Origin of the sequence: Rossellomorea sp. FM04394 (assembly GCF_041889765.1) — a bacterium.
In the GTDB taxonomy this organism is placed as follows: Bacteria; Bacillota; Bacilli; order Bacillales; family Bacillaceae_B; genus Rossellomorea; species Rossellomorea aquimaris_B.
In genome coordinates this window covers 154,136-180,245 of sequence record NZ_CP168654.1, presented here as the reverse complement: position 1 = coordinate 180,245, position 26,110 = coordinate 154,136, and the positions used below count along the sequence as shown (strand labels likewise).

At 43.4% G+C, this 26,110-nt stretch carries 28 protein-coding genes, 9 tRNA genes and 3 rRNA genes; 3 read left to right on the top strand and 37 right to left on the bottom strand.

Annotated features, from left to right (window positions below):
• Positions 1 to 25 precede the first annotated feature (25 nt).
• The 4 genes from ACCB35_RS01030 to sigW all read right to left on the bottom strand — a co-directional run bounded on the left by ACCB35_RS01030 (position 26) and on the right by sigW (position 3,542).
• A complete protein-coding gene (locus ACCB35_RS01030) occupies positions 26 to 1,267 on the bottom strand; it encodes a YbbR-like domain-containing protein (protein WP_374055409.1) in 1,242 nt (413 codons plus the stop codon).
• A complete protein-coding gene (gene cdaA, locus ACCB35_RS01025) occupies positions 1,260 to 2,096 on the bottom strand; it encodes a diadenylate cyclase CdaA (RefSeq protein ID WP_044340375.1) in 837 nt (278 codons plus the stop codon). Before cdaA ends, ACCB35_RS01030 begins: the two co-directional genes overlap by 8 nt.
• Positions 2,097 to 2,330: 234 nt before the next feature.
• A complete protein-coding gene (locus ACCB35_RS01020) occupies positions 2,331 to 2,963 on the bottom strand; it encodes an anti-sigma factor (protein ID WP_374055408.1) in 633 nt (210 codons plus the stop codon).
• Positions 2,964 to 2,978: 15 nt separating this feature from the next.
• Entirely contained in the window at positions 2,979 to 3,542 is a 564-nt protein-coding gene (sigW, locus tag ACCB35_RS01015) for an RNA polymerase sigma factor SigW (RefSeq protein ID WP_044340373.1), read from the bottom strand.
• Positions 3,543 to 3,710: 168 nt separating this feature from the next.
• On the opposite strand from sigW, the gene ACCB35_RS01010 reads away from it, so the two are divergent.
• Positions 3,711 to 3,872: an aspartyl-phosphate phosphatase Spo0E family protein gene (locus tag ACCB35_RS01010; RefSeq protein WP_082051360.1), complete on the top strand. Its 162-nt coding sequence runs from the start codon at positions 3,711 to 3,713 to the stop codon at positions 3,870 to 3,872.
• A 132-nt stretch (positions 3,873 to 4,004) separates the two neighbouring features.
• Here ACCB35_RS01010 and rocF read toward each other — a convergent pair whose 3' ends face one another.
• The 14 genes from rocF to ACCB35_RS00940 all read right to left on the bottom strand — a co-directional run bounded on the left by rocF (position 4,005) and on the right by ACCB35_RS00940 (position 12,041).
• Complete coding sequence (gene rocF, locus ACCB35_RS01005; protein ID WP_044340372.1) at positions 4,005 to 4,907, bottom strand: arginase; 903 nt, start codon at positions 4,905 to 4,907, stop codon at positions 4,005 to 4,007.
• Between the two features lie 639 nt (positions 4,908 to 5,546).
• Positions 5,547 to 5,622, bottom strand: a tRNA-Ala gene (locus tag ACCB35_RS01000).
• 59 nt (positions 5,623 to 5,681) lie between these two features.
• Positions 5,682 to 5,754, bottom strand: a tRNA-Lys gene (locus ACCB35_RS00995).
• 4 nt (positions 5,755 to 5,758) lie between these two features.
• Positions 5,759 to 5,833 (bottom strand) — tRNA-Gln (locus tag ACCB35_RS00990).
• A gap of 68 nt (positions 5,834 to 5,901) precedes the next feature.
• A tRNA-Tyr gene (locus ACCB35_RS00985) sits at positions 5,902 to 5,985 on the bottom strand.
• Between the two features lie 13 nt (positions 5,986 to 5,998).
• Positions 5,999 to 6,074, bottom strand: a tRNA-Thr gene (locus ACCB35_RS00980).
• A gap of 56 nt (positions 6,075 to 6,130) precedes the next feature.
• A tRNA-Val gene (locus ACCB35_RS00975) sits at positions 6,131 to 6,206 on the bottom strand.
• A 26-nt stretch (positions 6,207 to 6,232) separates the two neighbouring features.
• Positions 6,233 to 6,307: transfer RNA gene (locus ACCB35_RS00970), tRNA-Glu, on the bottom strand.
• A gap of 19 nt (positions 6,308 to 6,326) precedes the next feature.
• Positions 6,327 to 6,399 (bottom strand) — tRNA-Thr (locus tag ACCB35_RS00965).
• A 2-nt stretch (positions 6,400 to 6,401) separates the two neighbouring features.
• Positions 6,402 to 6,476 (bottom strand) — tRNA-Asn (locus ACCB35_RS00960).
• An 8-nt stretch (positions 6,477 to 6,484) separates the two neighbouring features.
• Positions 6,485 to 6,601, bottom strand: a 5S ribosomal RNA gene (gene rrf / locus ACCB35_RS00955).
• Between the two features lie 150 nt (positions 6,602 to 6,751).
• Positions 6,752 to 9,686 (bottom strand): 23S ribosomal RNA (locus ACCB35_RS00950).
• Between the two features lie 197 nt (positions 9,687 to 9,883).
• Positions 9,884 to 11,435: ribosomal RNA gene (locus tag ACCB35_RS00945) — 16S ribosomal RNA — on the bottom strand.
• The 16S, 23S and 5S rRNA genes sit together here with 9 tRNA genes alongside, the layout of an rRNA operon.
• A 378-nt stretch (positions 11,436 to 11,813) precedes the next feature.
• Entirely contained in the window at positions 11,814 to 12,041 is a 228-nt protein-coding gene (locus ACCB35_RS00940; protein ID WP_044340549.1) for a hypothetical protein, read from the bottom strand.
• Between the two features lie 140 nt (positions 12,042 to 12,181).
• Here ACCB35_RS00940 and pdaB point away from each other — a divergent pair, with 140 nt between their 5' ends.
• Positions 12,182 to 12,931, top strand: coding sequence for a polysaccharide deacetylase family sporulation protein PdaB (gene pdaB / locus ACCB35_RS00935; RefSeq protein ID WP_374055407.1), 750 nt, complete (start codon positions 12,182 to 12,184; stop codon positions 12,929 to 12,931).
• Between the two features lie 43 nt (positions 12,932 to 12,974).
• Here the strand turns inward: pdaB and ACCB35_RS00930 are convergent, their stop codons facing one another.
• Positions 12,975 to 13,610, bottom strand: coding sequence for a KinB-signaling pathway activation protein (locus tag ACCB35_RS00930; RefSeq protein ID WP_374055406.1), 636 nt, complete (start codon positions 13,608 to 13,610; stop codon positions 12,975 to 12,977).
• Between the two features lie 149 nt (positions 13,611 to 13,759).
• Between ACCB35_RS00930 and gerD the strand changes: the two genes are divergently transcribed.
• Positions 13,760 to 14,401, top strand: coding sequence for a spore germination lipoprotein GerD (gene gerD, locus ACCB35_RS00925; RefSeq protein ID WP_044340546.1), 642 nt, complete (start codon positions 13,760 to 13,762; stop codon positions 14,399 to 14,401).
• 58 nt (positions 14,402 to 14,459) lie between these two features.
• On the opposite strand, the gene ACCB35_RS00920 is transcribed toward gerD, so the two are convergent.
• The 18 genes from ACCB35_RS00920 to ACCB35_RS00835 form a co-directional block, all read right to left on the bottom strand.
• Positions 14,460 to 15,509: a P-loop NTPase gene (locus ACCB35_RS00920; RefSeq protein ID WP_374055405.1), complete on the bottom strand. Its 1,050-nt coding sequence runs from the start codon at positions 15,507 to 15,509 to the stop codon at positions 14,460 to 14,462.
• A 138-nt stretch (positions 15,510 to 15,647) separates the two neighbouring features.
• The gene (cwlD, locus tag ACCB35_RS00915; RefSeq protein WP_374055404.1) at positions 15,648 to 16,373 is read right to left on the bottom strand and encodes an N-acetylmuramoyl-L-alanine amidase CwlD; all 726 of its coding nucleotides are present in this window, start codon (positions 16,371 to 16,373) and stop codon (positions 15,648 to 15,650) included.
• A 103-nt stretch (positions 16,374 to 16,476) separates the two neighbouring features.
• Complete coding sequence (locus ACCB35_RS00910; RefSeq protein WP_374055403.1) at positions 16,477 to 16,923, bottom strand: DUF2521 family protein; 447 nt, start codon at positions 16,921 to 16,923, stop codon at positions 16,477 to 16,479.
• A gap of 190 nt (positions 16,924 to 17,113) precedes the next feature.
• Positions 17,114 to 17,506, bottom strand: a complete 393-nt coding sequence (gene rpsI, locus ACCB35_RS00905) for a 30S ribosomal protein S9 (RefSeq protein ID WP_034765933.1) — start codon at positions 17,504 to 17,506, stop codon at positions 17,114 to 17,116.
• 22 nt (positions 17,507 to 17,528) lie between these two features.
• Entirely contained in the window at positions 17,529 to 17,966 is a 438-nt protein-coding gene (gene rplM, locus ACCB35_RS00900; protein ID WP_044340542.1) for a 50S ribosomal protein L13, read from the bottom strand.
• Positions 17,967 to 18,148: 182 nt separating this feature from the next.
• Positions 18,149 to 18,901 (bottom strand): tRNA pseudouridine(38-40) synthase TruA, encoded by a 753-nt coding sequence (gene truA / locus ACCB35_RS00895; protein WP_374055402.1) that lies wholly within the window; start codon positions 18,899 to 18,901, stop codon positions 18,149 to 18,151.
• A 14-nt stretch (positions 18,902 to 18,915) separates the two neighbouring features.
• Complete coding sequence (locus tag ACCB35_RS00890; RefSeq protein ID WP_374055401.1) at positions 18,916 to 19,713, bottom strand: energy-coupling factor transporter transmembrane protein EcfT; 798 nt, start codon at positions 19,711 to 19,713, stop codon at positions 18,916 to 18,918.
• Complete coding sequence (locus ACCB35_RS00885; protein WP_374055400.1) at positions 19,710 to 20,579, bottom strand: energy-coupling factor ABC transporter ATP-binding protein; 870 nt, start codon at positions 20,577 to 20,579, stop codon at positions 19,710 to 19,712. The genes ACCB35_RS00890 and ACCB35_RS00885 overlap by 4 nt, the downstream gene beginning before the upstream one ends.
• On the bottom strand, positions 20,555 to 21,391 hold the full coding sequence (locus ACCB35_RS00880) for an energy-coupling factor ABC transporter ATP-binding protein (protein WP_374055399.1): 837 nt from the start codon (positions 21,389 to 21,391) through the stop codon (positions 20,555 to 20,557). The genes ACCB35_RS00885 and ACCB35_RS00880 overlap by 25 nt, the downstream gene beginning before the upstream one ends.
• Before the next feature lie 284 nt (positions 21,392 to 21,675).
• Positions 21,676 to 22,038, bottom strand: coding sequence for a 50S ribosomal protein L17 (rplQ, locus tag ACCB35_RS00875; RefSeq protein WP_034765940.1), 363 nt, complete (start codon positions 22,036 to 22,038; stop codon positions 21,676 to 21,678).
• A 46-nt stretch (positions 22,039 to 22,084) separates the two neighbouring features.
• The gene (locus ACCB35_RS00870) at positions 22,085 to 23,029 is read right to left on the bottom strand and encodes a DNA-directed RNA polymerase subunit alpha (protein WP_034765941.1); all 945 of its coding nucleotides are present in this window, start codon (positions 23,027 to 23,029) and stop codon (positions 22,085 to 22,087) included.
• Positions 23,030 to 23,200: 171 nt separating this feature from the next.
• Positions 23,201 to 23,590 carry a 30S ribosomal protein S11 gene (gene rpsK / locus ACCB35_RS00865; protein WP_032085294.1) on the bottom strand — a complete coding sequence of 130 codons (390 nt, stop codon included), beginning with the start codon at positions 23,588 to 23,590 and terminating at the stop codon, positions 23,201 to 23,203.
• A 25-nt stretch (positions 23,591 to 23,615) separates the two neighbouring features.
• Complete coding sequence (gene rpsM, locus ACCB35_RS00860; RefSeq protein WP_034765943.1) at positions 23,616 to 23,981, bottom strand: 30S ribosomal protein S13; 366 nt, start codon at positions 23,979 to 23,981, stop codon at positions 23,616 to 23,618.
• 24 nt (positions 23,982 to 24,005) lie between these two features.
• Positions 24,006 to 24,119: a 50S ribosomal protein L36 gene (gene rpmJ / locus ACCB35_RS00855; protein ID WP_003156543.1), complete on the bottom strand. Its 114-nt coding sequence runs from the start codon at positions 24,117 to 24,119 to the stop codon at positions 24,006 to 24,008.
• 38 nt (positions 24,120 to 24,157) lie between these two features.
• Positions 24,158 to 24,376: a translation initiation factor IF-1 gene (gene infA, locus ACCB35_RS00850; protein ID WP_034765945.1), complete on the bottom strand. Its 219-nt coding sequence runs from the start codon at positions 24,374 to 24,376 to the stop codon at positions 24,158 to 24,160.
• Positions 24,369 to 24,692, bottom strand: coding sequence for a KOW domain-containing RNA-binding protein (locus tag ACCB35_RS00845; protein ID WP_044340537.1), 324 nt, complete (start codon positions 24,690 to 24,692; stop codon positions 24,369 to 24,371). Before ACCB35_RS00845 ends, infA begins: the two co-directional genes overlap by 8 nt.
• 15 nt (positions 24,693 to 24,707) lie before the next feature.
• Positions 24,708 to 25,454 (bottom strand): type I methionyl aminopeptidase, encoded by a 747-nt coding sequence (map, locus tag ACCB35_RS00840; protein ID WP_044340536.1) that lies wholly within the window; start codon positions 25,452 to 25,454, stop codon positions 24,708 to 24,710.
• Positions 25,454 to 26,104, bottom strand: coding sequence for an adenylate kinase (locus ACCB35_RS00835; RefSeq protein WP_299746202.1), 651 nt, complete (start codon positions 26,102 to 26,104; stop codon positions 25,454 to 25,456). Before ACCB35_RS00835 ends, map begins: the two co-directional genes overlap by 1 nt.
• Positions 26,105 to 26,110 lie beyond the last annotated feature (6 nt).

Here is a 26,110-nt window from a genome sequence, read left to right as displayed (position 1 = left end):
TGTCATTCTCTCCTTTTTACAGCTCTTATGCTGATGTGTTCTTTTCTTTAATTTCTACTTTTACTGTTTGCTGAGACAGGGTCCATTCAATATCCTCGGGCCCTTCTGCCACTATTTCCACCTCATGCTCGCCTGGTTCGAGCCCTGAAAGATCAAGAGCCAGTGAGAAATCATCTTTCGTCACTTTGCTCACTTGTGCATTCTCACCTTTCAACGCTACGTCTACCAGACCCTCTTCAGGAGACATGATGGTATACTCATATTCTTCAGCTAATCCCTGTGGTGTAATTTCAAGTCCTGAAAGGCTCTTTTCTTCGGTTGTATTGACATCGATATTCACCTTTACTTCCTCAGGGGCCACTTTATTTAAACCATCTTGCAAGGCAAGTGGTACCGCAATGGTTGAGTCCTTCGTAATCTTCGATAGATCAATCTCTGCCAGCAATTCTTCCACTGTATCCAATACTTCCTGTCTGCCAAAAATCGTTGCCTCGTCAGGTTCAACGGAAATCGACTCCAGGGTTGTGCCATCAGGAAGGCTCCCATTTTGTTTTATGGTGACAGGTACACTTTTACTCGGGTTCGCAACCGAAACGGTCACCTCGACCACTTCCGGATCAATTTGGACATCTAATTTGTTATACTCACGGTCAAGTACTTGTACCCGGGCTTCCCTTGTCACATTTTCATTGATTTCTTCATCTAAATCAAGAGTTGCAATGACATATGCAATTTGTTCTACTTCATCCTTTGAGCCCGTCACTTTCACTGTTTTTGGATCCACAGCAAGACCTTCTGCTTCATACCCATTGGATAAAATACTTTCATTGAATTGAGGTTCAACTGTAAATTCTTCTGTGACCTTTTCTTGAACCGATATATTGACAAAGTCCGGATCGAGTTTGACATCAAGTTTTTCGGAAATATTATCAATCTGAATTTCAACCTGATGCTCACCGATTCCGATATCATTCAGGTCCACGTAGACTCTGAAATCCTTCACTTGTTTAGCCTGTTGTACGATCGCCCTGGATCCTTCCACCGTTACATTCACCGTATCAGGCAAGCCGCTTACTTCTAAATTCTCACGATCATAGAAAACTTCAAGCGGGACGTCCTGGATCGTTTCAATCGCATTTTGAGAGTTGCCGTTATTATTGCTAGCCGTCTTCTGTATTTCATCAAAGTTAACGGATAGATAGAGAATGAATGCTAACATCAGTCCGACAATTCGCATGAACCAACGACTTTCCATGAATTTATCCATTATCTTTCTTCCCCCTAAAGCTCCATTTCGTTGAGGAAGCATTCGTCTTATCGCCGATGAGCTCTACCGTAAGAATTTCCCTGAAGCGCTCCAAAGAGAGGTCGCGATGTAACTCTCCATTTTTCGTAATGGAGATAGCTCCCGTTTCTTCTGATACAACAATTGTAATACTATCTGTTACTTCACTGACGCCAAGTGCCGCCCGGTGTCTTGTGCCCAATTCTTTCGAAATAAAAGGGCTTTCCGATAATGGAAGATAACACGCCGCTGCAGCAATTTGATTTTTTTGAATGATAACAGCTCCATCATGAAGAGGTGTATTAGGGATAAAGATATTGATCAGCAATTGAGACGTAATCTTGGCATCCAGTGGAATACCTGTTTCAATATAATCACTCATTCCTGTTTCCCGCTCAAGGGTAAGGAGGGCACCGATTCGACGCTTTGCCATATAACTTACGGCCTTCGTCATTGATTCAATCATCTGCTCCTGCTCTTCTTCTTCCTGAAGTCCGGACCTCGAGAATAAACGTCCCCTTCCGAGCTGTTCAAGGGCCCTGCGGAGCTCAGGCTGGAAAATGATGATAATCGCCAGGAACCCCCATGTAAGGGCTTGTTCCATCATCCAACCCAGAGTATCCAATCCGAAGATACTACTAAGACCTCTCACAATGATAATGACAAAAATACCTTTTAATAATTGTACTGCTTTCGTTCCTTTTATCAGCATGATCAGTTTATAGATTACAAACCATACTACGAGTATATCTACAATATCAGAGACATAATCCAGCGCGGAGTAATCCGAAAAAATATTGATAAACGGCATATTACATCCTCCAATAGCTTAATCGAAAGCGTAAGCCGCCATGTGTGGCTTCTCCATTTTCGTAACGTTCCCATTATAGCACATTTTTTCACTGTCAAATGAAAGACACCCACGGCTTCATGATTCTTTCTTTTCTATTCATGAACTCACGTTTTTGCATGAAAAAACTGACACAAAAACAAAAGTGTCAGCCCTTTAGGGACGGACCTTACATTCCATCCCCTCTATTTTATCCTACTTTTCTTCAAGTTGCGAATTTCCCCAATCTAACGTGTCTTTAGCCCCTTTTTTGATCTGGTACCAAAGCCACTCGAATGCCTCATCGATTTCATGGATTTCTCCCGTCACGCTCCCTGCAGAAGCCAAGTACTGCTTTCCATTGATGACCGTGACATTCCCTGTTACTTTTCCTTCTATTTTCACATCGCCGTTTCGAACCGTCAGATCTCCATTTACGACTTCACCTTCAGGTACGACAACCGTATGATCCTGAACGACTAATTTAGCATTTTTAGTAAAAGAGAAAGCCTGATCATCATTCCAGGAAGTGAGGAAGCTCCCGGTCATGAAGAACAGGAATAGTGCAGCAGCCGTGAGTAGCGGGTGGTGGCGGAACCATCTCTTTACACCCACCTTCTTCTTCTCTTTCGGTAATCTTGACATGACTTTATCCGTAAAGTCTGTAGAAGCACTGATGTGAGATGTGCTCTGTACAAACGCAATCGCTTTTTTCAACTCATGGAAGTGGTGCTGACACTCACTGCATTCCTGCAAATGATGTTTCAACGTTTCCTCTTTCTCTCTATTTAAATCTCCATCTAAATAATCATGCATATACCCGATGATTTCTTCAGGACAAGGCTTCATGTTCACTCACCCTCTCTACAGTGATCTTAATTGTTTACGGAGAGCTTCCCGCCCTCTATGTACTCTTGTTTTAACCGTTCCCAGGGGTAGATCCAATATCTCACTGATTTCTTGAAGAGGAAGCTCTTCAATATATTTTAAAACAATGACCGATCGATATTTCTCAGGTAACTTGGAAATTTCCTTCTGAATGGTTTCCTGCAGCTCCATATTCTCCACTTCATCTTCCGGAAGCTGAACATCCGCTGCCACCTGTGAATACATCGTCAGACCCTCAGTCCCTGCTACCTCTGCATCTAAGAAATAATCCGGCTTCTTCTTCCGGATCCGGTCGATACATAGATTCGTCGCTATCCGAAAGAGCCAAGTAGAAAACTTTCTCTTTTGATTAAAGGTTTCAATATTTACATATGCCCTGATAAAAGCCTCTTGAGCAATATCCTCTGCCTCATGACGATTACCAAGCATACGGTAGCAAATTTGAAACACTTTATCCTTATAAAGCTCGACTAATTCTGCAAATGCGTTCTGATCACCTTTCAACACTTGTTTTATCCGCTTTTTCACTAATGCTTCCATTTCACAACCTCCGCTCTATGCGGCTATATTTATATACGTAACACCCTATCAAAAGGTTTCAAATTTTTTATATTACTATCCTAACAAATTTTCCAGGAAAAATGTTTACAATTATTAGAAAAAGGGTATAAAGGAACTAATTATTTCTATATGTAGGAGGATCTCGAAATGAGGGGAAGAATGAATGAGTTATTATTTCAAATTGAAGACTGCCGTCGCCAAATGGTCGAGCTTGCATTAAAGTCTTCCTTTGCCGATGAGCAAGTTGTTGATTTGAGTACTCGTCTTGACGATCTATTAAATCAATACCAAGTGGTCAAACACCATTGAAGAGAAATAGATGAAGGCTGAGAACCTTGAAGGGTTCTCAGCCTTTTTTTATTCACTCTCACAAGTCACCCCGGACAACCTTAGAATATTCTGTCGTCCTTAATATGGGAAGCATTGCGAGCACAGATTGGATTATAGTAATTTCTCTCCAAGCAGGGATCCCATCAACGCTACAGCTACAGTAGCCGTTTTATTCTTTTCATCCAGAATAGGATTAACTTCTACAAATTCCGCAGATGTAATAATTCCTGCTTCTTGTAGCATCTCCATTGCTAAATGACTCTCACGGTAGCTTATCCCCCCAAGAACAGGAGTCCCTACCCCAGGAGCATCGCTAGGATCCAATCCATCTAAATCAAGAGACAAATGAACGCCATCCGTCTTACTCTTCAAGTAATCAATGGACTCTTCCATTACCTTCGTCATACCAAGGCGATCGATTTCATGCATCGTATATACTTTAATGCCTTTTTCTTTAATTAACTCTCTTTCTCCTTCATCTAAAGAACGAGCTCCAATAATGACAATGTTTTCAGGCTTAATCTTTGGTGAGTTCTGCCCGATACTTGTCAAATCTTCATGGCCGATACCCAAGCTCACCGCAAGAGGCATGCCATGAATATTACCTGACGGAGACGTATCCCCTGTATTCAAATCACCATGTGCGTCATACCAAATCACACCTAAATTCTCATAGTGAGGAGAAACACCAGCCAATGTTCCGATCGCAATACTGTGGTCTCCACCAAAGATCAATGGGAAATCTCCACTCCCTATAACATCATTCACCTTACCAGCCAACGTCTCACTGGCTTCAGCAACCGCTTTCAAGTTACGCAGGTTCGTATCAGGATTATTATGTACACGCTCTGCCTGGCCAATCTCGATATCCCCTAAGTCCTTAATCTCATACCCAAGGTTTTCAAGACGCTCAACGATTCCGGCGTAACGAATCGCACTCGGCCCCATATCCACGCCTCTGCGCATTTGACCTAAATCCATCGGTACACCAATAATAGAAATATTTTTCTTCATGAAAAATTCCCCCAATTCGAAATTTATTTACTCCTCTATTTTATCCATACTATAAGCCATGGTTCAACTGGACAGGATTGTGTATATATATGCGCGTGTAGAGGTATTTAAGGTGGAATGGTGTAAGATTATGTAGACGTTTTTTGGACGAGGATGCCAGGGGGGAAATTGATATTGATTCGTGGTCCGGGGTAAAGTGCGATTTGAAAATAAAAATTGGAATTTGAAAATAAATGGCCCAGAATTTAAAATAAAATCTGAAATTTGAAAATAAGTGTAGGAAACTTGAAAATATCCTTGGAACAGTTGGGAGAAATTAGAGGTTGAGCATTGATTTTCTTAAGAAATTCTGAAAAAGTAAAATTCAGATCTTCTAGTTGTGGCAAAGGATTTAGAGTTGATAATAAATATAGTGAAGTTTTTTAAAAGTCGATAATATATACGGGAAAGTCGATAATAAATTACGCAATCCTTTAAACTGACGCCTAAATAGTAGCATTTAATACCCATTCTATCTTCACATACAAAAAAACCTCAAATCTCCTAAAAGATTCAAGGTTTAATCATGTCGTATGTATGGTTAGTTCACTTCGCTCACGTTTCGTAAACGGAAAGATATTTTGCTTTTTACAAAAATCTTGGTGGAGCCTAGCGGGATCGAACCGCTGACCTCCTGCGTGCAAAGCAGGCGCTCTCCCAGCTGAGCTAAGGCCCCATCATGCGATTAAGATTATAGAGAAATTCTCACACCATGCGATGTGAGAAAATGTGTGATGAGCCATGAAGGACTCGAACCTTCGACCCTCTGATTAAAAGTCAGATGCTCTACCAACTGAGCTAATGGCTCGTAATGGCTGGGCTAGCTGGATTCGAACCAACGCATGTCGCAGTCAAAGTGCGATGCCTTACCGCTTGGCTATAGCCCAATAATTACTCTAATGGCATAAAAAAGGGACATTTATAGGATGTCCATTTTACACTTAAATATACAAAATGGTGGAGGGGGGCAGATTCGAACTGCCGAACCCGAAGGAGCGGATTTACAGTCCGCCGCGTTTAGCCACTTCGCTACCCCTCCAGCTAAAAAAACATGGTGCCGGCAAGAGGACTTGAACCCCCAACCTACTGATTACAAGTCAGTTGCTCTACCAGTTGAGCTACACCGGCATATTTAATTCATGGTAGCAATTAAAGGAAAGATATTTTGCTAGCGCAAAAATCTTTGGTGGAGGATGACGGGATCGAACCGCCGACCCTCTGCTTGTAAGGCAGATGCTCTCCCAGCTGAGCTAATCCTCCAATATGTAATGGTAAGTTAAAAAAATTGGTGACCCATACGGGATTCGAACCCGTGTTACCGCCGTGAAAGGGCGGTGTCTTAACCGCTTGACCAATGGGCCATTCAAATAAAAATATAAAAGCTTCCAACCGGGCTCGAACCGGTGACCTCTTCCTTACCATGGAAGCACTCTACCTGCTGAGCTATGGAAGCAATGGCTCCGCAGGCAAGATTCGAACTTGCGACCGATCGGTTAACAGCCGATAGCTCTACCACTGAGCTACTGCGGAATAATATAGCCTGGCGATGTCCTACTCTCACAGGGGGAGATCCCCCAACTACCATCGGCGCTGAAGAGCTTAACTTCCGTGTTCGGCATGGGAACGGGTGTGACCTCTTCGCCATTATCACCAGACGAATTGCTTACAATGACAAATACTATTATATAATATTTTCAGTGTTTTTCAAGGGGTAAATTAAAATTTATTCCCTGAAAACTAGATAAAGAATTGATGTCAAGAAAGCCGAATATCAGCCAATGTTGTTCATTTAAAAATGACTCTTTGTGGTTAAGTCCTCGATCGATTAGTATCAGTCAACTCCACATGTCGCCATGCTTCCATCTCTGACCTATCTACCTAGTCATCTTCTAGGGATCTTACTCACTTACGTGATGGGAAATCTCATCTCGAGGGGGGCTTCATGCTTAGATGCTTTCAGCACTTATCCCTTCCGCACATAGCTACCCAGCGATGCCTTTGGCAAGACAACTGGTACACCAGCGGTGCGTCCATCCCGGTCCTCTCGTACTAAGGACAGCTCCTCTCAAATTTCCTGCGCCCACGACGGATAGGGACCGAACTGTCTCACGACGTTCTGAACCCAGCTCGCGTACCGCTTTAATGGGCGAACAGCCCAACCCTTGGGACCGACTACAGCCCCAGGATGCGATGAGCCGACATCGAGGTGCCAAACCTCCCCGTCGATGTGGACTCTTGGGGGAGATAAGCCTGTTATCCCCGGGGTAGCTTTTATCCGTTGAGCGATGGCCCTTCCATGCGGAACCACCGGATCACTAAGCCCGACTTTCGTCCCTGCTCGACTTGTAGGTCTCGCAGTCAAGCTCCCTTGTGCCTTTACACTCTGCGAATGATTTCCAACCATTCTGAGGGAACCTTTGGGCGCCTCCGTTACTCTTTAGGAGGCGACCGCCCCAGTCAAACTGCCCACCTGACACTGTCTCCCACCCCGATAAGGGGCGCGGGTTAGAATTTCAATACAGCCAGGGTAGTATCCCACCGATGCCTCCACCGAAGCTGGCGCTCCGGCTTCCAAGGCTCCTACCTATCCTGTACAAGCTGTACCAAAATTCAATATCAGGCTACAGTAAAGCTCCACGGGGTCTTTCCGTCCTGTCGCGGGTAACCTGCATCTTCACAGGTACTATAATTTCACCGAGTCTCTCGTTGAGACAGTGCCCAGATCGTTACGCCTTTCGTGCGGGTCGGAACTTACCCGACAAGGAATTTCGCTACCTTAGGACCGTTATAGTTACGGCCGCCGTTTACTGGGGCTTCGATTCGCACCTTCGCTTGCGCTAAGCACTCCTCTTAACCTTCCAGCACCGGGCAGGCGTCAGCCCCTATACTTCGCCTTACGGCTTCGCAGAGACCTGTGTTTTTGCTAAACAGTCGCCTGGGCCTATTCACTGCGGCTCTCTCGGGCTTGCACCCTACCAGAGCACCCCTTCTCCCGAAGTTACGGGGTCATTTTGCCGAGTTCCTTAACGAGAGTTCTCTCGCTCACCTTAGGATTCTCTCCTCGCCTACCTGTGTCGGTTTGCGGTACGGGCACCTTTTTCCTCGCTAGAGGCTTTTCTTGGCAGTGTGGAATCAGGAACTTCGCTACTATAATTCGCTCGCTATCACAGCTCAGCCTTCACGATGATGGGATTTGCCTCATCATCAGCCTAACTGCTTAGACGCACATATCCAGCAGTGCGCTTACCCTATCCTCCTGCGTCCCCCCATTGCTCAAACGGAAAAGAGGTGGTACAGGAATATCAACCTGTTGTCCATCGTCTACGCCTATCGGCCTCGACTTAGGTCCCGACTAACCCTGAGCGGACGAGCCTTCCTCAGGAAACCTTAGGCATTCGGTGGATGGGATTCTCACCCATCTTTCGCTACTCATACCGGCATTCTCACTTCTAAGCACTCCACCAGTCCTTACGGTCTAGCTTCGCAGTCCTTAGAACGCTCTCCTACCACTGACACCTAGAGGTATCAATCCACAGCTTCGGTGATACGTTTAGCCCCGGTACATTTTCGGCGCAGAGTCACTCGACCAGTGAGCTATTACGCACTCTTTAAATGGTGGCTGCTTCTAAGCCAACATCCTGGTTGTCTAAGCAACTCCACATCCTTTTCCACTTAACGTATACTTTGGGACCTTAGCTGGTGGTCTGGGCTGTTTCCCTTTCGACTACGGATCTTATCACTCGCAGTCTGACTCCCATGGATAAGTCTTTGGCATTCGGAGTTTGTCTGAATTCGGTAACCCGATGAGGGCCCCTAGTCCAAACAGTGCTCTACCTCCAAGACTCTTACACATGAGGCTAGCCCTAAAGCTATTTCGGAGAGAACCAGCTATCTCCAAGTTCGATTGGAATTTCTCCGCTACCCACACCTCATCCCCGCACTTTTCAACGTGCGTGGGTTCGGACCTCCATTCAGTGTTACCTGAACTTCATCCTGGACATGGGTAGATCACCTGGTTTCGGGTCTACGACCACATACTCATTCGCCCTATTCAGACTCGCTTTCGCTGCGGCTCCGTCTCATCGACTTAACCTTGCATGGGATCGTAACTCGCCGGTTCATTCTACAAAAGGCACGCCATCACCCGTTAACGGGCTCTGACTACTTGTAGGCACACGGTTTCAGGTTCTATTTCACTCCCCTTCCGGGGTGCTTTTCACCTTTCCCTCACGGTACTGGTTCACTATCGGTCACTAGGGAGTATTTAGCCTTGGGAGATGGTCCTCCCAGCTTCCGACGGGATTTCACGTGTCCCGCCGTACTCAGGATCCACTCAAGAGGGAATGAAGTTTCAACTACAGGGTTGTTACCTTCTTTGACGAGCCTTTCCAGACTTCTTCGTCTACTTCATTCCTTTGTAACTCCGTATAGAGTGTCCTACAACCCCAAGAGGCAAGCCTCTTGGTTTGGGCTACATCCCGTTTCGCTCGCCGCTACTCAGGGAATCGCAATTGCTTTCTCTTCCTCCAGGTACTTAGATGTTTCAGTTCCCTGGGTCTGCCTTCCATACTCTATGTATTCAAGTAAGGATATTGTTCCATTACGAACAATGGGTTCCCCCATTCGGAAATCTCTGGATCAAAGCTCACTTACAGCTCCCCAAAGCATATCGGTGTTAGTCCCGTCCTTCGTCGGCTCCTAGTGCCAAGGCATCCACCGTGCGCCCTTCATAACTTAACCGAATTGGTTGTTACATCAGGTTTAAAACCTAAAATGGCGATACTCGGTAATTTCTTGACTATCAATTTATCTTTATCTAGTTTTCAAAGAACAAATCCATTTTCGTCTCGTAAGAGACAAAAAGTTTTGATAGTAATTAAACCATCAAAACTGAACAAAACTTCGACGTGTCAAACGTATTAGTAAATCTTCCTTAGAAAGGAGGTGATCCAGCCGCACCTTCCGATACGGCTACCTTGTTACGACTTCACCCCAATCATCTGTCCCACCTTAGGCGGCTGGCTCCAAAAGGTTACCTCACCGACTTCGGGTGTTACAAACTCTCGTGGTGTGACGGGCGGTGTGTACAAGGCCCGGGAACGTATTCACCGCGGCATGCTGATCCGCGATTACTAGCGATTCCAGCTTCATGTAGGCGAGTTGCAGCCTACAATCCGAACTGAGAACGGTTTTATGGGATTGGCTAAACCTCGCGGTCTTGCTGCCCTTTGTACCGTCCATTGTAGCACGTGTGTAGCCCAGGTCATAAGGGGCATGATGATTTGACGTCATCCCCACCTTCCTCCGGTTTGTCACCGGCAGTCATCTTAGAGTGCCCAACTGAATGCTGGCAACTAAGATCAAGGGTTGCGCTCGTTGCGGGACTTAACCCAACATCTCACGACACGAGCTGACGACAACCATGCACCACCTGTCACTCTGTCCCCCGAAGGGGAAAGCCCTATCTCTAGGGTTGTCAGAGGATGTCAAGACCTGGTAAGGTTCTTCGCGTTGCTTCGAATTAAACCACATGCTCCACCGCTTGTGCGGGCCCCCGTCAATTCCTTTGAGTTTCAGTCTTGCGACCGTACTCCCCAGGCGGAGTGCTTAATGCGTTAGCTGCAGCACTAAAGGGCGGAAACCCTCTAACACTTAGCACTCATCGTTTACGGCGTGGACTACCAGGGTATCTAATCCTGTTTGCTCCCCACGCTTTCGCGCCTCAGTGTCAGTTACAGACCAGAAAGTCGCCTTCGCCACTGGTGTTCCTCCAAATATCTACGCATTTCACCGCTACACTTGGAATTCCACTTTCCTCTTCTGCACTCAAGTTCCCCAGTTTCCAATGACCCTCCACGGTTGAGCCGTGGGCTTTCACATCAGACTTAAGAAACCACCTGCGCGCGCTTTACGCCCAATAATTCCGGACAACGCTTGCCACCTACGTATTACCGCGGCTGCTGGCACGTAGTTAGCCGTGGCTTTCTGGTTAGGTACCGTCAAGGTACCGCCCTATTCGAACGGTACTTGTTCTTCCCTAACAACAGAGTTTTACGATCCGAAAACCTTCATCACTCACGCGGCGTTGCTCCGTCAGACTTTCGTCCATTGCGGAAGATTCCCTACTGCTGCCTCCCGTAGGAGTCTGGGCCGTGTCTCAGTCCCAGTGTGGCCGATCACCCTCTCAGGTCGGCTACGCATCGTCGCCTTGGTGAGCCGTTACCTCACCAACTAGCTAATGCGCCGCGGGTCCATCTGTAAGTGATAGCAAGAAGCCATCTTTCAACATTTCCTCATGCGAGGAAATGAGTTATCCGGTATTAGCCCCGGTTTCCCGGAGTTATCCCAGTCTTACAGGCAGGTTACCCACGTGTTACTCACCCGTCCGCCGCTGACTGATGGGAGCAAGCTCCCATCAGTCCGCTCGACTTGCATGTATTAGGCACGCCGCCAGCGTTCGTCCTGAGCCAGGATCAAACTCTCCGATAAAAGTTTGAATAGCTCTTTAAAAATAAATCTAGAATTAACGTTGACGTATTGTCTTGTTTTGTTCAGTTTTCAAGGTTCAATGCACACCGCTCTTGTTTGGAGCGACTTTATTAATTTATCACACACAACCGTGTGATGTCAACTGTTTTTTTAAAATTATTTATTGGTGTTTCTTCTAAATAATTCATTGCGTTTCAGCGACGCTTATTAATATACCAAGATTTTTCGGGGCGGTCAATACATTTTATGAACTTTTTTAAAAAAACATTTCAACCACATTAACTATTTTACACCCCTCCACCTTTCAGGCATACATTACCTGAATTCATTAGTAAATAGTAAAGCTCCCACTCGGATATAAGCGGAAGCTGATTTTCATTAATATGTTTCTTTCTTCGCTGCCGTCTTCATATATTTTAAACATTCCTTTTGACTGGCAAACCTTTTAAAGAGTGAGAATAAGATTTTGTACCGTTCATCCATTGCTCTCTTAACGATATGATCAATTCGAGAATCTTTTAGATCGAACAGTATTTCATCCATTTCTCTTTTTAACAAATATTCTATTTCTTGTTTCTCTCTGTCATTAATCATTAACCCCAGCAAGTATGTCACCCCTTAATGTTTGTATTTGTAGTTTTTTCCATTAAAAGAAATTTATAATCATTTTTTTATAAGATAGATATTTTTTCCGGGGACATGCATATCTTTAGTAGAGATAGACGGTTGAACGGAGGGATGAACGATTGAATACGTTTCACACAATTAATGCTAAGAAGTTAAAGCAACTCAGTCTGATTATCGTGATTTCATTTTTTACTGCCTTGTTTGTATATAGCAGTAACCTTTCGACTCTTTCTGTTTTTAGTACGAAGGATGGACCGAAAGCGATCTACAAAGGGGAAAAAGGAGTCGCGATTACATTCAATATTGGCTGGGGAGATGAGAAAGCAGGTCCCATCCTTGAAGAATTAAAGAAGATGAATGTCGGGTCCGCTACCTTCTTTCTTTCCGGAGCCTGGGCGGAGAGACACCCTGATTTAGTGGAGCAAATTGTGAAGCAAGGATATGAAATCGGAAATCTCGGCTATGCCTATTCCGATTATACGGATATGGAACCAAATAAGATCAAGCAGGACATTTTAAAAGCCGATACCGTTTTTAAAAAGCTGAATGTAAAAGATGTGAAGTTATTACGCGTGCCAACGGGTCACTTTGATAAAGAAACATTAAAGGTAGCCGACTCCCTTGGGCTTACAGTGGTTCACTGGAGTGTAGACTCTAAAGATTGGACGAATCCTGGCGTGGAAGAGATTGTAAAGAATGTGAAGAAAGCCAAAAAAGGGGACATCATCCTCCTTCACGCATCGGATTCAGCTAAACAAACAAAGTCCGCTTTACCGACCATCGTGAAGGAACTAAAAGGAAAAGGAAACTTCATCACAGTTTCAGACATGATTTCAAACGGGGAAGCCAAGTCTTCCCTCATTCAATAACAAAAGCCCGATGATGAAGAGATTTCATCATCGGGCTTTTTGTTTAACTTTTAGTTGGCTGCTTACGTTGCCTTTCCAATTGGGACTTCTCAATATATTTAGGAAGACGCAGAAGCTGGAATGCATTACATGCCAATAAAGCCAGCAGCATAAGGTAAAGCCATTTAACGGAATTCACCAATAGGACCGGCAGCCACTCCAGTGTCGTTACAACAATCATAAAGAATAAGGCAGACACAAATGTGTTTGTCTTGGATTCTGATTGACGATTCTTCATATAAGCTACGATTAAACCAACGACCAGGATGCCTACACCCAGAAAAACATAGGGCGTATACGACTCGCCTTCCTCAGCAAAAGCCCTGAATCGGAAGTAGATTAAATCAAAAAGGACAAGGGCAATCAGAACCACTTGAACAGGATTCCATAAGCTCTTAAACATTCCCATCCCAAATTGATGGATGGTTAAATAAGCGAAATAACCCATCTGACTGATTACACTAAATGTGAAACCTACAAAAATAAACCAAAGTAGACTTGATAATATGCCAATCACGTTTCCGTCTTGAATGTATGGTCCGAACTGATCCCATCTAATGAGAAGTGCGGCGGTGGCAGTTACAGCTCCTCCGATCACTAACGTATGAATAAAAAAACGAATCCAATTGCGGATGGTCACTTCTATTTTCCTCCAAATTAAAAAATATACACTCTTTTAATTGTACCAACGCGTGTTTAAAAAATCCAGGTTCCAGTTTTCTCTGTGCATATTTTTTTCGATATTTCTCATATTAAGGGTAAGGGAATTTGTATGGAAGGAGCCTACCCATGAAAAGATATTCCTTTCTTTTTCTACTGACGATTCTTCTTCTATCCGCTTGTGGCGGTGGTGGAGATACAGGCAGTGGCAAAATGGATTATGAAGAAACCAAGAAAATGGTTGTAGATATATTAAAGACCGACGATGGTAAAAAAGCCATTCAAGAAGTCATGTCTGATGAAAAAATGAAATCAGAGCTTATTATGGACCAAGGGGTTGTGACGGATACGATCTCCAAGACATTAACGTCCGAAAAAGGGACTGAATTCTGGAAGAAATCCTTCGAAGACCCTAAGTTTGCCGAAGCGATGGCTAAAAGCATGAAGGATGGAAATGAAAAATTGCTCAAAGACCTCATGAAGGATCCTGAGTATCAAAAAATGATGATGGATCTGTTAAAGGACCCTGAATTCAAGAAGGAACTGACTGAAGCATTAAAAAGCCAAGAATATAGGGAACATTTGCAAAAAGTCATTACTGAAACATTTGAAAGCCCACTGTTTAAGGCTAAAATGCAGGATGTTTTACTGAAGGCTGCCGGTGAAATGAAAGAAGGCGGTAAGAGTGGCGGTGAGTCTTCTTCCGGCGGTGAAGAAGGCGGATCTGGTGATTCTGGAGGTTCCGGCAGTGGTGGCGGAGGAAGCCAATAATTTTTTAAAAAGGACAAATGCGTGGAGATTCAAACGCATTTGTCCTTTTATTAGTTAATTAGGATAGTTTTTCAATCACTTTATGAGCGATTTCACCATAGATTTGCCCTAAACGGTGGTCTTCCGCGTAGATGGAAGGAGCAAAGTCCTCTTCGTTCCAATCAGGCTGTTGAAGTGGAAGTTTGCCCAATAAATCGGTCCGTAGTTCTTCCGTTAGCTTCTCTCCCCCACCTTGACCGAACACAAATTCCTTTTCGCCTGTTAATTTACTTTCGAAATAGGACATGTTCTCAACCACACCAAGAATGTCATGGTCGGTTTGCAGGGCCATGGCGCCTGCACGAGCCGCTACGAATGCTGCTGTTGGATGTGGCGTCGTTACGATGATCTCCTTACAATGTGGAAGCATTGTATGCAGATCAAGGGCAACGTCACCTGTCCCTGGCGGCAGGTCCAGCAGTAAATAGTCCAGATCTCCCCATTCTACTTCTGAGAAGAAATTGTTAAGCATTTTCCCGAGCATAGGACCTCTCCAAATGACGGGAGCATTGTCTTCTACAAAGAAGCCCATAGAGATGACTTTTACGCCAAAACGTTCTACTGGAATAATTCTTTCCCCTCGAACGACTGGTCGCTTTACTATTCCCATCATATCCGGAACACTAAATCCATAAATATCTGCATCAACAAGTCCTACCTTTTTGCCTTGACGGGCCAAGGACACAGCCAAGTTAACAGAAACTGTGGACTTTCCAACTCCGCCTTTTCCACTCGCAATCGCGATAAAAGTCGTTTTGCTTGCAGGTGATAATAAATCAGTCCCTTCTCCACCGGAACCCCTGTGCTTTTCAAGCTCTTCCTGTGGAAGCTCCGTGAAACGGATCCCTACAGATTCGGCTCCATTATCTTTTAGGACTTGTACGATCTTTTGCTGGAATTGCATTTGTTCACCAGTACCTGTCTTGGCAATGGCGATCTTCACGCTTACATGCTTCTTTTCTTCCTTAATTGAAATTTCTACGATACCGTTTGTTTCTTCTAACGTTTTATTTAAAAAAGGATCTTTTAATCCAAATAAAAGTTCTCGTGTCTGTTGTTCAGTTAACATGAATAACCACCCTTTACTATGTATTCGTTTTCAATCGACCTTCTTTCAGTATAACATATTCTTAGTTGAATGAATGATCAAAAGGTTTTGAATGCTTTTGTTGAATAATAAAAGCATTCACTAAAAAAAGCTGAGAGATTATTCCTCGTCAGCTTCTTCTTTATCTTTTGGTATTGTTAAGTAGTTGAGAACTCCCTGATACACAGAGGCAGCTATCTTTTGCTGATAATCCTCTTTAAGTAAATTGGCCCGCTCACCTGGATTCGATAGAAATCCGATTTCCACTAAGGCTCCTGACTTTTTCGCATGTTTTAGGATATACACACTTTGAAGACCTTTCGCTTCACGTGTCGTGTTTTCTAAATTACGTGTCAACTCTCCTTGAATGGCTTTGGCAAGGTCCTTATTTTCTTTATACTTTGGATTATAGAATGTTTGGGCACCGCTCCACTTAGCAGATGGAATGGAGTTCAGATGGATACTTAAAAATAAGTCTGCTTCAGATTCATTGATCAAGCTAAGTCTTTTCTTTAAATCCTCCACTTTCCTGCGGCTGTATCCCTTTGTATCTTCATCAGCCAGATCCTCGTCTTTTTCCCGTGTCAAGACCACGAGAGCACCTTGTTCCTGGAGGTAATCCCTTATCATCAAAGACACATTTAATGCGATATCCTTTTCCAAGGCATCTTTATCACCGGCTCCACCATCCGGACCGCCATGACCGGGATCTATATAGATGATTTTACCTGATAAAGGAAGGTTCCAGGAATCCCAAGTATCCTTGTCTAAAATCTTATATTGAATAATGAATAATAAAATGGCCAGTGCAGAAATTATCCCGATAACCTTTAGTTTCTGAACCATTCCAGTCCTCCTATTTCCAGTATTAACCCGGAGAAAAACTCTTTACAGCTCCGTTGTCTTTACTAAAAATATGGGACAAGAATGATTTTTAGAACTGATATGATTAATTCAAGCGCAGTTTGTGACGCTTGATTCCTTTTTCATACCCTTCTGACCACCATGTTTCCACAAAGTGTTCACAACAGAAATAAAAGGATTCATCCACTTGATTAGAAACGCCCATCTCAGACCAATACAACCAGAAATTATAAAGCGTATCGATAAAGTGTTTTAATTCTTCTTCGCACCGGTTTTTAACGAGCTCGGCGGGTTCACCCGTATAACCAAACTTGCTGAGCTTTCCACCGAGTAGATAAGCTTCAATGGCCACATCAAAGCATGCCTCATCAAAGCCCTGCTGCATAAATACGCCGCCTTGAACCTTTATATATCCAAAATGCTTTCTGACACTCTCCTGAAGCATTTTAATCGAAATCTCTTTCAGCAATGTTCTTTCCGTCTTAATTTGTTTTTCTCTTCTCTTTGTATTGAAAGTTGTAATAACGTTCAAAAATCATCCACCCCTTTGAACGTATTTTCCTACTTAACACACCACTTCATTCGAGTAACTGTTACCAATTTTTTGAGGGACGGACCTCCAGGATTCAGGTAGCGAATTGAAGAGAAATTGGAGGTCCGTCCCTCGAAAGCAAAAAAAGCCCAGCCGACAGAATCGGTTGAGCTTTTGTTTGAAATAATAATTAACGCTTAGAGAATTGTGGCGCGCGACGTGCACCTTTAAGACCGTATTTTTTACGCTCTTTCATACGAGAGTCACGAGTTAATAATCCAGCGCGTTTTAGAGTTCCGCGGTACTCAGGGTCTGCTTGTAGTAAAGCACGAGCGATTCCGTGACGGATCGCACCAGCTTGACCAGCATAGCCTCCACCATTAACGTTTACTAAAACGTCATAGTTACCAAGAGTTTCAGTTGCAACTAGTGGTTGCTTAATTACTTCTCTTAGTGCTGCGAATGGGATATAAACTTCTACTTCACGATCATTGATAACAATGTTTCCGTTACCTGGTACTAAGCGTACACGAGCTACTGAGCTCTTACGACGACCAGTTCCGTAATATTGAACTTGAGCCAAGATAATAACCTCCTCTTATTAATTATCCACGAAGTTCGTAAACTTCAGGTTGTTGTGCTTGATGTGGATGCTCTGCTCCAGCATATACATGTAATTTCTTGAACATTTGACGACCTAGAGAACCTTTTGGAAGCATACCTTTAATAGTAAGTTCTAACATTTTCTCTGAGTAATTTGTACGCATTTCTAATGCTGTACGTTGTTTTAAACCACCTGGGTGATTAGTGTGACGGTAGTAAATCTTGTCCGTTAACTTTTTACCAGTCAGTTCAATTTTTGAAGCATTAAGAATGATAACATGATCACCAGTGTCAACATGTGGTGTGAATGTTGGTTTGTGTTTTCCGCGTAGAATAGAAGCAACTTCACTAGCTAAACGTCCTAGAGTTTTGCCTTCAGCATCTACAACGAACCATTTACGATCGATTTCGTTGGCTTTTGCCATATACGTTGTACGCATGATTTAACCTCCTATTTAATGAATCCGTAGTATTTATTTTCTAATCACAATAAGTTTCCGGGGCTTATCGTGGGGTTAATAACATACCATATGCTATATTATCTTGTTCCCAGTCTATTGTCAAGAGAATGTTACACCAGGATTAGTTGTTTTAGTATTTTTTTAATGAAATCTATATAAACCTATTTCATAACAGGATCATATTCCACTTTCCACAGGTACAATCCATGGGGCGGCGCTGTCTTTCCTGCACGGTTACGATCCCGCGCTTCCAGTATTCCAGGTATATCCTCTACCGGTATATTCCCAGAACCTACCTCTAACAAGGTACCAACCAATATCCTCACCATATTATACAGAAATCCATTGCCCACAAAAGAAAAAATGATTTCTTCCTCATGCTCCTGAATTTCTATACGGTGAATGGTTCTTACTTTATCTTCTACTTCGGTTTTCGCTGAACAAAAACTCGTGAAGTCATGCTCCCCGATCAGATGACGTGAAGCACGTTCCATAACCGTCACTGAAAGATCATACGGAAAATGAAGGGCGAAGTGACGATTGAATGGGCTTCTCGATTGACCCGTATAAACACGGTAGCGATATTCCTTCTGTTTCACGGAAAATCTTGAGTGGAAGTCCGTTGGAACAAAGGAGGCCTCTTTAACGGTTACTTCATCCGGTAAGCGGGTGTTCAGCACCACTGGCCATTTCTCTTCAGGGATGAACAAAGGTGTATCAAAATGAAAAACCTGCCCATTCGCATGGACACCGGCGTCCGTCCGCCCAGACCCACTGATCCGGATCCTTCCCCCTTTATGAATAGTGGATAGAATCTCTTCGATGAGTCCCTGGACGGTTCGCTGATTAGGTTGTACCTGATAACCATGAAAATAAGTCCCATCGTACGCGATGGTACACTTCACTCTCTGCATACTCGACACTCCCGTTATCCTCTAAAAATAATTAATACGACTGTGAGAAGGGCCAGTACAATTAAAGCTCCCGTATCCTTCTTGTGCCAGGATAACAGCCGGTATTTCGTTCTGCCTTCTCCGCCTTGATACCCTCTCGCTTCCATGGCTGTCGCCAAATCCTCAGCACGTTTAAAGGCGCTCACAAAGAGAGGGATCAGTAAAGGAATGATGGCTTTGATCCGATCTTTCACGGGACCGGAAGAAAACTCGGCCCCCCTCGCAATTTGGGCTTTCATGATTTTATCCGTTTCCTCCATTAAAGTAGGAATGAACCGTAAGGAAATCGACATCATAAGAGCCAGTTCATGGACGGGAAACTTTATTTTTTTTAATGGATTCAGAAGCGTCTCAAGACCGTCTGTAATCGTGATAGGGGAAGTCGTCAGGGTCAATAAAGACGTGACGAGAATCAGGTATAAGAATCGTAAAGAAATAAAAATCCCCTGCCTTAACCCCTCTTCATGAACAGACAATATCCCCAGATCCAGAATGACAGGGTCTTCCTTGGTAAAAAACACATGCAAGAAGAATGTAAATAAAATTAACCAAAATACAGGCTTCAATCCACCAATAATAAAACGCAAGGAAAGATTAGAAAGAATGAGTGCGCTAAATGTAAAAAGACCGAGAAGTGCATACGTAACAAAATTATTCGCCAAAAAGACGACACATATAAACCCAAAGATAAATAAGAGCTTTGCCCTTGGATCCATCTGGTGAAGAATGGACTTAGCGGGTACATAACGGCCAAAGATCATTTTCTCCATCATAGTGCTTCACCTCCGTCTCGTATTGAACGGATGGCTGAAGCTAATTCCTCTATCGTTAAGCAGGTTTTCGGGAGCTTCTTCCCGGATTTCTGTTCAAATTGATATTGAAAACGGACGACGTCGGGAACGTCCAATCCCATCTCAAACAGTTCATCTGCCTGAGAAAAAATCTCTTCAGGACTTCCCTGTTTCTTCAGGCGGCCCTTCTGCATAATCACAATCTCTTCTGCGTAATGAGCTGCGTCTTCCATGCTATGGGTCACGAGAATGGTCGTCAGTCCCTTTTCTTTATGAAGGGTGTAGAACATATCCATGATCTCACGTTGACCTCTTGGGTCGAGCCCTGCCGTAGGTTCGTCTAAAACAATGACCTCCGGATTCATAGCAAGTACACCCGCAATGGCTACCCGTCTCATTTGTCCGCCTGATAAATCAAAGGGTGATTTTTGCAATACTTCTTCTGAAAGCCCAACCTTTACGATCAGTTCCTTCGCTCTTCGTATTGCTTCTTCCTCAGGTACGCCAAAATTCATTGGTCCGTAACAGATGTCCTTGAGCACGGTTTCTTCAAACAGCTGGTGCTCGGGAAATTGAAAGACGATGCCTACCTTCTGTCTCACCGGCTTTAAACTTTTTGCCTTTTGCTTCGCTTTTACTTGGTATTCTCCCACCTGGACAAGACCCTCCGTAGGCTTTAACAGTCCGTTTAAATGCTGGAGGAGTGTTGACTTTCCCGAACCTGTGTGACCGATCACCGCGAGAAACTGACCTGCAGGGATGGAAAGATTGATATCTTGTAGGGCAAGCTTTTCGAATGGAGTGTTGAATGAATACCGGTATTCTACCTGTTGAAATGTGATTTGCATAACTCATTCACCAACTCTTCTTCTGTAAAATAGGTTTTCGACAGGGGAATCCCTGCTCCTTTAAGGGCTCCGGCAAGCTTAATCGTAAAAGGGGAGTCCAGTCCCAGCCCGATTAACTTGTCCTCTAATAGAAATATATCTTCCGGGACTCCTTCCTGAAAGACACTCCCTTGATTTAATACAATCATTCGGTCTGCTTTACTCGCTTCTTCCAGATCATGGGTGATGGAGATTACCGTTAAATTTTCTTCCTCTTTCAGCTTACGCACTGTTTCAAGAACTTCTTTCCTTCCTTTTGGATCAAGCATGGATGTCGCTTCATCTAAGATGATGATCGATGGCTGAAGGGCCACGACCCCGGCGATCGCTACACGCTGCTTTTGTCCACCTGACAAATGGTGCGGCTCTTGATCAAGAAAATCTTCCATATGGACACTTTTTAAAGCATCATTGACTCTCTGTACCATTGTTTCATACGGTACCCCATGGTTTTCTAGCCCAAAAGCCACATCATCTTCTACTGTAGCACCAACAAACTGATTATCGGGATTCTGAAAAACCATACCCAGCTTTGAACGGATGTCCCATATAGATCCTTCCGAAAGCACGATTCCATCCACTGTTACGCTCCCCTTCTCAGGGAAATGAAGCCCATTCAACATCTTGGCAAGAGTCGACTTACCAGAACCGTTATGTCCGACAATCGCAAGCCATTCACCTTGATTGACCGACAGACTAATGCCTTCAAGGGCGTAGGTATTCTGATCAGGGTATCTGAAATGCACATCGTCTACTTTAATGATTTCCTTCAATTTCTGTAACCTCCTCTACGCTCTTCCATACTCAGCTCTGCTATAAATATCTCTGCATACAAAAAAAAGCCTGCACCCCGACCAAAGAAAAGAAAGTCTTTTCTTGTTCAACCATTGAACAGCTTCTATGAATATAGAAGTTGGAAGGGGTGCACGAGCTAGACGAGTCAGCCGGAGCTGCTCATCGTAACGCTCTGCTTTTCATCACATGCACTTATACAAAAAGGGCAAAGAAGCAGTTAAGGATTAACTGTCCCGCCCTTAATGTTAGTAGTCACGAATTATTAAACTAATTCGATGATTGCCATTGGAGCACCGTCACCACGGCGAGGACCAACCTTCATAATGCGAGTATATCCGCCTTGACGCTCTGTGTAACGAGGAGCGATGTCAGAGAATAACTTTTGTAAAGCATCTTGGTTGTTTTCAGCGTTTGCAACTTCTTTACGAATGAATGCACCAGCTTGACGACGCGCGTGAATGTCACCACGTTTACCTAATGTGATCATTTTCTCCACAACTGAACGAAGCTCTTTCGCACGAGTTTCAGTTGTTTCGATGCGCTCGTTAATGATTAGGTCTGTAGCTAAATCACGTAGCATTGCTTTACGTTGAGCACTAGTACGTCCTAACTTTCTGTAAGCCATTAAGGGTTCCCTCCTTTGTTGAATCTATATATGAAAGAAGATGTTATCAGTCGTCTTTACGTAAGCCAAGTCCAAGGTCTTCAAGTTTAACTTTAACCTCTTCAAGTGATTTACGTCCTAGGTTACGTACTTTCATCATATCTTCTTCTGTCTTGTTAGCAAGCTCTTGAACAGTATTGATTCCAGCACGCTTCAGGCAGTTATAAGAACGAACAGAAAGATCTAATTCTTCGATCGTCATCTCAAGAACTTTTTCTTTTTGGTCTTCTTCTTTTTCTACCATGATTTCAGCATTCTGCGCTTCATCTGTAAGGCCAACGAAAATATTTAAGTGTTCTGTCAGAATCTTAGCACCTAAAGAAATCGCTTCTTTTGGTCCAATACTTCCATCAGTCCATACATCAAGAGAAAGTTTATCGTAGTTTGTCATTTGACCAACACGAGTATTTTCTATTTGATAGTTAACGCGTGAAACTGGAGTGTAAATAGAATCGATTGGGATCACGCCAATAGGAAGATCCTCACGTTTGTTCTGGTCTGCTGGTCTGTACCCACGTCCACGGGATGCGCTTAAACGCACGCGGAAATGACCACTCTTAGATAATGTTGCGATGTGTAAATCAGGATTTAACACTTCTACATCACTATCATGAGTAATATCAGCAGCCGTTACAACTCCTTCTCCCTGCACATCAATTTCTAGCGTTTTCTCTTCATCAGAGTAGATCTTTAACGCTAACTTTTTGATATTCAAAATGATGGATGTGACATCCTCTACGACGCCTTCAATTGTTGAAAATTCATGCAGTACTCCATCTATTTGAATAGATGTGACAGCAGCACCTGGGAGTGACGATAGTAGGATACGACGTAAGGAGTTACCCAAAGTTGTACCATATCCACGCTCAAGTGGTTCTACGACGAACTTTCCATATGTGGCATCATCGCTGATCTCAACCGTTTCAATTTTTGGCTTTTCAATTTCGATCATTAATATTTACCCTCCTTCAAAACGTCGAAACTCCGGGCTAAATAAGATAAAGTCCGAAATTCCCCATGTTTACGTTCCCTATTGTGCACCAACAACTGGTTACTTTTCTGAATGAACGTATCTTGTATCATATCCCATTATAGACAACGATACAAAATTTATACAGAAAAATTAAACGCGGCGACGTTTTGGTGGACGGCATCCATTATGAGGAACTGGAGTAACGTCTCTGATTGCAGTAACTTCTAGACCTGCTGCTTGAAGAGCACGGATAGCTGCTTCACGACCAGCACCAGGACCTTTAACTGTTACTTCAAGAGTTTTTAAACCATGTTCTTGAGAAGCTTTCGCTGCAGTTTCAGCTGCCATTTGCGCTGCGAATGGAGTGGATTTACGAGAACCTCTGAATCCTAGTGAACCTGCACTTGACCAAGCAACAGCATTTCCGTGAACATCAGTAATAGTTACGATTGTGTTATTGAATGTAGAACGAATGTGTGCAATACCAGCTTCGATATTCTTTTTCACACGACGTTTACGAGTGTTTGTTTTACGTGCCATACTAAGAAGTAACCTCCTTTACCTATTATTTTTTCTTGTTAGCTACAGTCTTACGAGGACCTTTACGTGTACGAGCATTGTTCTTCGTATGTTGTCCACGAACAGGTAGTCCACGACGGTGACGAAGACCGCGGTATGAACCGATTTCCATAAGACGTTTGATGTTTAGTGATACTTCACGACGAAGATCACCTTCTACTTTTAATTTATCAACGATATCACGAATCTTTCCTAGTTCGTCGTCAGTAAGATCGCGAACGCGAGTATCCTCAGATACACCAGCTTCAGATAAGATTTTCGCTGCAGTATTTTTACCAATACCGTAGATGTATGTTAATGAAATGACAACACGTTTGTCACGTGGAATGTCTACACCAGCAATACGTGCCATAGTGATAGCGCACCTCCTTTAAGATTAGCCTTGTTTTTGTTTATGTTTAGGGTTTTCACAGATAACCATAACTTTACCTTTTCTACGAATAACTTTACATTTTTCGCAGATTGGTTTAACAGATGGTCTAACTTTCATCTTATTCTAACCTCCTTAATAGTACGGAGTGCAATAGATTATTTATAACGATAAGTGATTCTACCACGAGTTAAGTCATACGGTGATAATTCTACTGTTACCTTGTCACCAGGTAGGATACGAATGAAATGCATACGGATCTTTCCTGAAACATGTGCCAGTACTGTATGACCATTTTCTAATTCTACCTTAAACATCGCATTGGGCAAAGTCTCAGCGACCTTACCTTCAACTTCAATTACATCATCCTTAGCCATCGAACATGTCTCCCTTCTTCTCATCATTTAAAACTTCGTTAACAAACTTTGAAACAGCATAACGCAGTTTACCGTTCGTTACTCTGCCCGTTTCGATCATACTGTTTTGAACTTCTGGAGAAACATAGTCACACAAGTGAAGATGAGCGATGTTCTTTCGCTTGGCGCGATCAAACTTTCGTCTATCCCCATCTGCTATGAGTACAAAACGTTCATCCAATTGCTGAACAACGACCGAGTAGCTTCCAGTTTCTCTCCCTTTAAGGGTTTGAACAATCTGGCCAATCCTCGGAATCGTCGAATCTGACTCGATCAATCCAATCACCTTCACTTAGGCTTTCGTCAATATCTCATAGCCGTCTTCAGTAATTGCAATGGTGTGTTCAAAGTGCGCACACATTTTATCATCTACTGTGACGACTGTCCAGTTATCTGATAACGTTCTAACATATCGACTTCCTGCATTAACCATTGGTTCAATAGCCAGTACCATGCCAGGCTTTAAACGAGGACCTTTGTTGGGTGGTCCATAATGAGGAATTTGCGGGTCCTCATGTAAGTCTTGACCAACTCCGTGTCCCACATACTCTCGAACGATAGAAAAGCCATTAGCCTCAACAAATGTTTGTATACTATGAGAGATATTCGACAGACGCTCGCCTGGTTTAGCTTCCTTAAGCCCCAGAAATAATGATTCTTCTGTAACATCGAGAAGCTTCTGGGTTTCATCATCTATTGTTCCAACTGGATACGTCCAAGCTGAGTCGCCATGATAACCGTTATATTTAGCACCGATATCGATACTGATTATATCGCCATCCTTTAATACCCGATCGCCTGGAATTCCATGAACCAACTCATTGTTGACTGAAGCACAGATGCTGCCACGAAACCCATTATACCCTTTAAAAGATGGAATTGCATCATGTTTACGAATGAATTTTTCAGCAATTGCATCCAATTCCTTCGTCGATATTCCCGGAGAAATATACTTTCGCAATTCCGCATGAGTTAATGCCACAATCTTACCAGCTTGCCGCATAATCTCAATCTCTCTCGGAGTTTTAGAAATGATCATTATGAAAGGCCTCCAAGTAGTTCATCAATGTCATCAAACACTCTATGGATGTCTTGTTGACCGTCAATGTTTTTCAGATAGCCTTTGTCTTCGTAGTAAGCCAATAGTGGTTGAGTTTGTTTAATGTTCACGTCTAAACGATTTTGAACCGTTTCTTCGTTATCATCTGCGCGTTGATATAACTCACCGCCGCAGCGATCACAAACGCCCTCTTCTGTTGGCGGATTAAAGACAAGATGATAAGTAGCGCCGCACTCTTTACAGATCCTGCGACCTGTCAAGCGCTCCATCAGGATGTCCTTATCTACATTTATATTAATGACATAATTCATTTTTTTACCAAGATCAGCCAGGATGTTTTCAAGTGCTTCTGCCTGAGCAACCGTTCTTGGAAACCCATCCAGTAAGAAGCCTTTTTCACAGTCCTCTTTGCTTAAACGTTCACGAACAATACCGATTGTTACTTCATCAGGAACAAGATCGCCATTATCCATGAATGATTTAGCTTTCAAGCCTAGTTCAGTGCCGCCTTTGATAGCTGCACGGAACATATCGCCTGTAGAGATATGGGGGATACCATATTTTTCTACGATCTTTTCAGCTTGAGTGCCTTTTCCTGCGCCTGGTAAGCCCATAAGAACTATATTCACTCGAAC

Bases quoted from the DNA above. Each gene is read 5' to 3' on its own strand.
- ACCB35_RS01030 (WP_374055409.1), bottom strand. From the start codon at position 1,267: ATGGATAAATTCATGGAAAGTCGTTGGTTCATGCGAATTGTCGGACTG.
- cdaA (WP_044340375.1), bottom strand. From the start codon at position 2,096: ATGCCGTTTATCAATATTTTTTCGGATTACTCCGCGCTGGATTATGTC.
- ACCB35_RS01020 (WP_374055408.1), bottom strand. From the start codon at position 2,963: ATGAAGCCTTGTCCTGAAGAAATCATCGGGTATATGCATGATTATTTA.
- sigW (WP_044340373.1), bottom strand. From the start codon at position 3,542: ATGGAAGCATTAGTGAAAAAGCGGATAAAACAAGTGTTGAAAGGTGAT.
- ACCB35_RS01010 (WP_082051360.1), top strand. From the start codon at position 3,711: ATGAGGGGAAGAATGAATGAGTTATTATTTCAAATTGAAGACTGCCGT.
- rocF (WP_044340372.1), bottom strand. From the start codon at position 4,907: ATGAAGAAAAATATTTCTATTATTGGTGTACCGATGGATTTAGGTCAA.
- gerD (WP_044340546.1), top strand. From the start codon at position 13,760: ATGAAAAGATATTCCTTTCTTTTTCTACTGACGATTCTTCTTCTATCC.
- ACCB35_RS00920 (WP_374055405.1), bottom strand. From the start codon at position 15,509: ATGTTAACTGAACAACAGACACGAGAACTTTTATTTGGATTAAAAGAT.
- cwlD (WP_374055404.1), bottom strand. From the start codon at position 16,373: ATGGTTCAGAAACTAAAGGTTATCGGGATAATTTCTGCACTGGCCATT.
- rplM (WP_044340542.1), bottom strand. From the start codon at position 17,966: ATGCGTACAACGTATATGGCAAAAGCCAACGAAATCGATCGTAAATGG.
- truA (WP_374055402.1), bottom strand. From the start codon at position 18,901: ATGCAGAGAGTGAAGTGTACCATCGCGTACGATGGGACTTATTTTCAT.
- ACCB35_RS00890 (WP_374055401.1), bottom strand. From the start codon at position 19,713: ATGATGGAGAAAATGATCTTTGGCCGTTATGTACCCGCTAAGTCCATT.
- ACCB35_RS00885 (WP_374055400.1), bottom strand. From the start codon at position 20,579: ATGCAAATCACATTTCAACAGGTAGAATACCGGTATTCATTCAACACT.
- rplQ (WP_034765940.1), bottom strand. From the start codon at position 22,038: ATGGCTTACAGAAAGTTAGGACGTACTAGTGCTCAACGTAAAGCAATG.
- ACCB35_RS00870 (WP_034765941.1), bottom strand. From the start codon at position 23,029: ATGATCGAAATTGAAAAGCCAAAAATTGAAACGGTTGAGATCAGCGAT.
- rpsK (WP_032085294.1), bottom strand. From the start codon at position 23,590: ATGGCACGTAAAACAAACACTCGTAAACGTCGTGTGAAAAAGAATATC.
- rpsM (WP_034765943.1), bottom strand. From the start codon at position 23,981: ATGGCACGTATTGCTGGTGTAGACATTCCACGTGACAAACGTGTTGTC.
- rpmJ (WP_003156543.1), bottom strand. From the start codon at position 24,119: ATGAAAGTTAGACCATCTGTTAAACCAATCTGCGAAAAATGTAAAGTT.
- infA (WP_034765945.1), bottom strand. From the start codon at position 24,376: ATGGCTAAGGATGATGTAATTGAAGTTGAAGGTAAGGTCGCTGAGACT.
- map (WP_044340536.1), bottom strand. From the start codon at position 25,454: ATGATCATTTCTAAAACTCCGAGAGAGATTGAGATTATGCGGCAAGCT.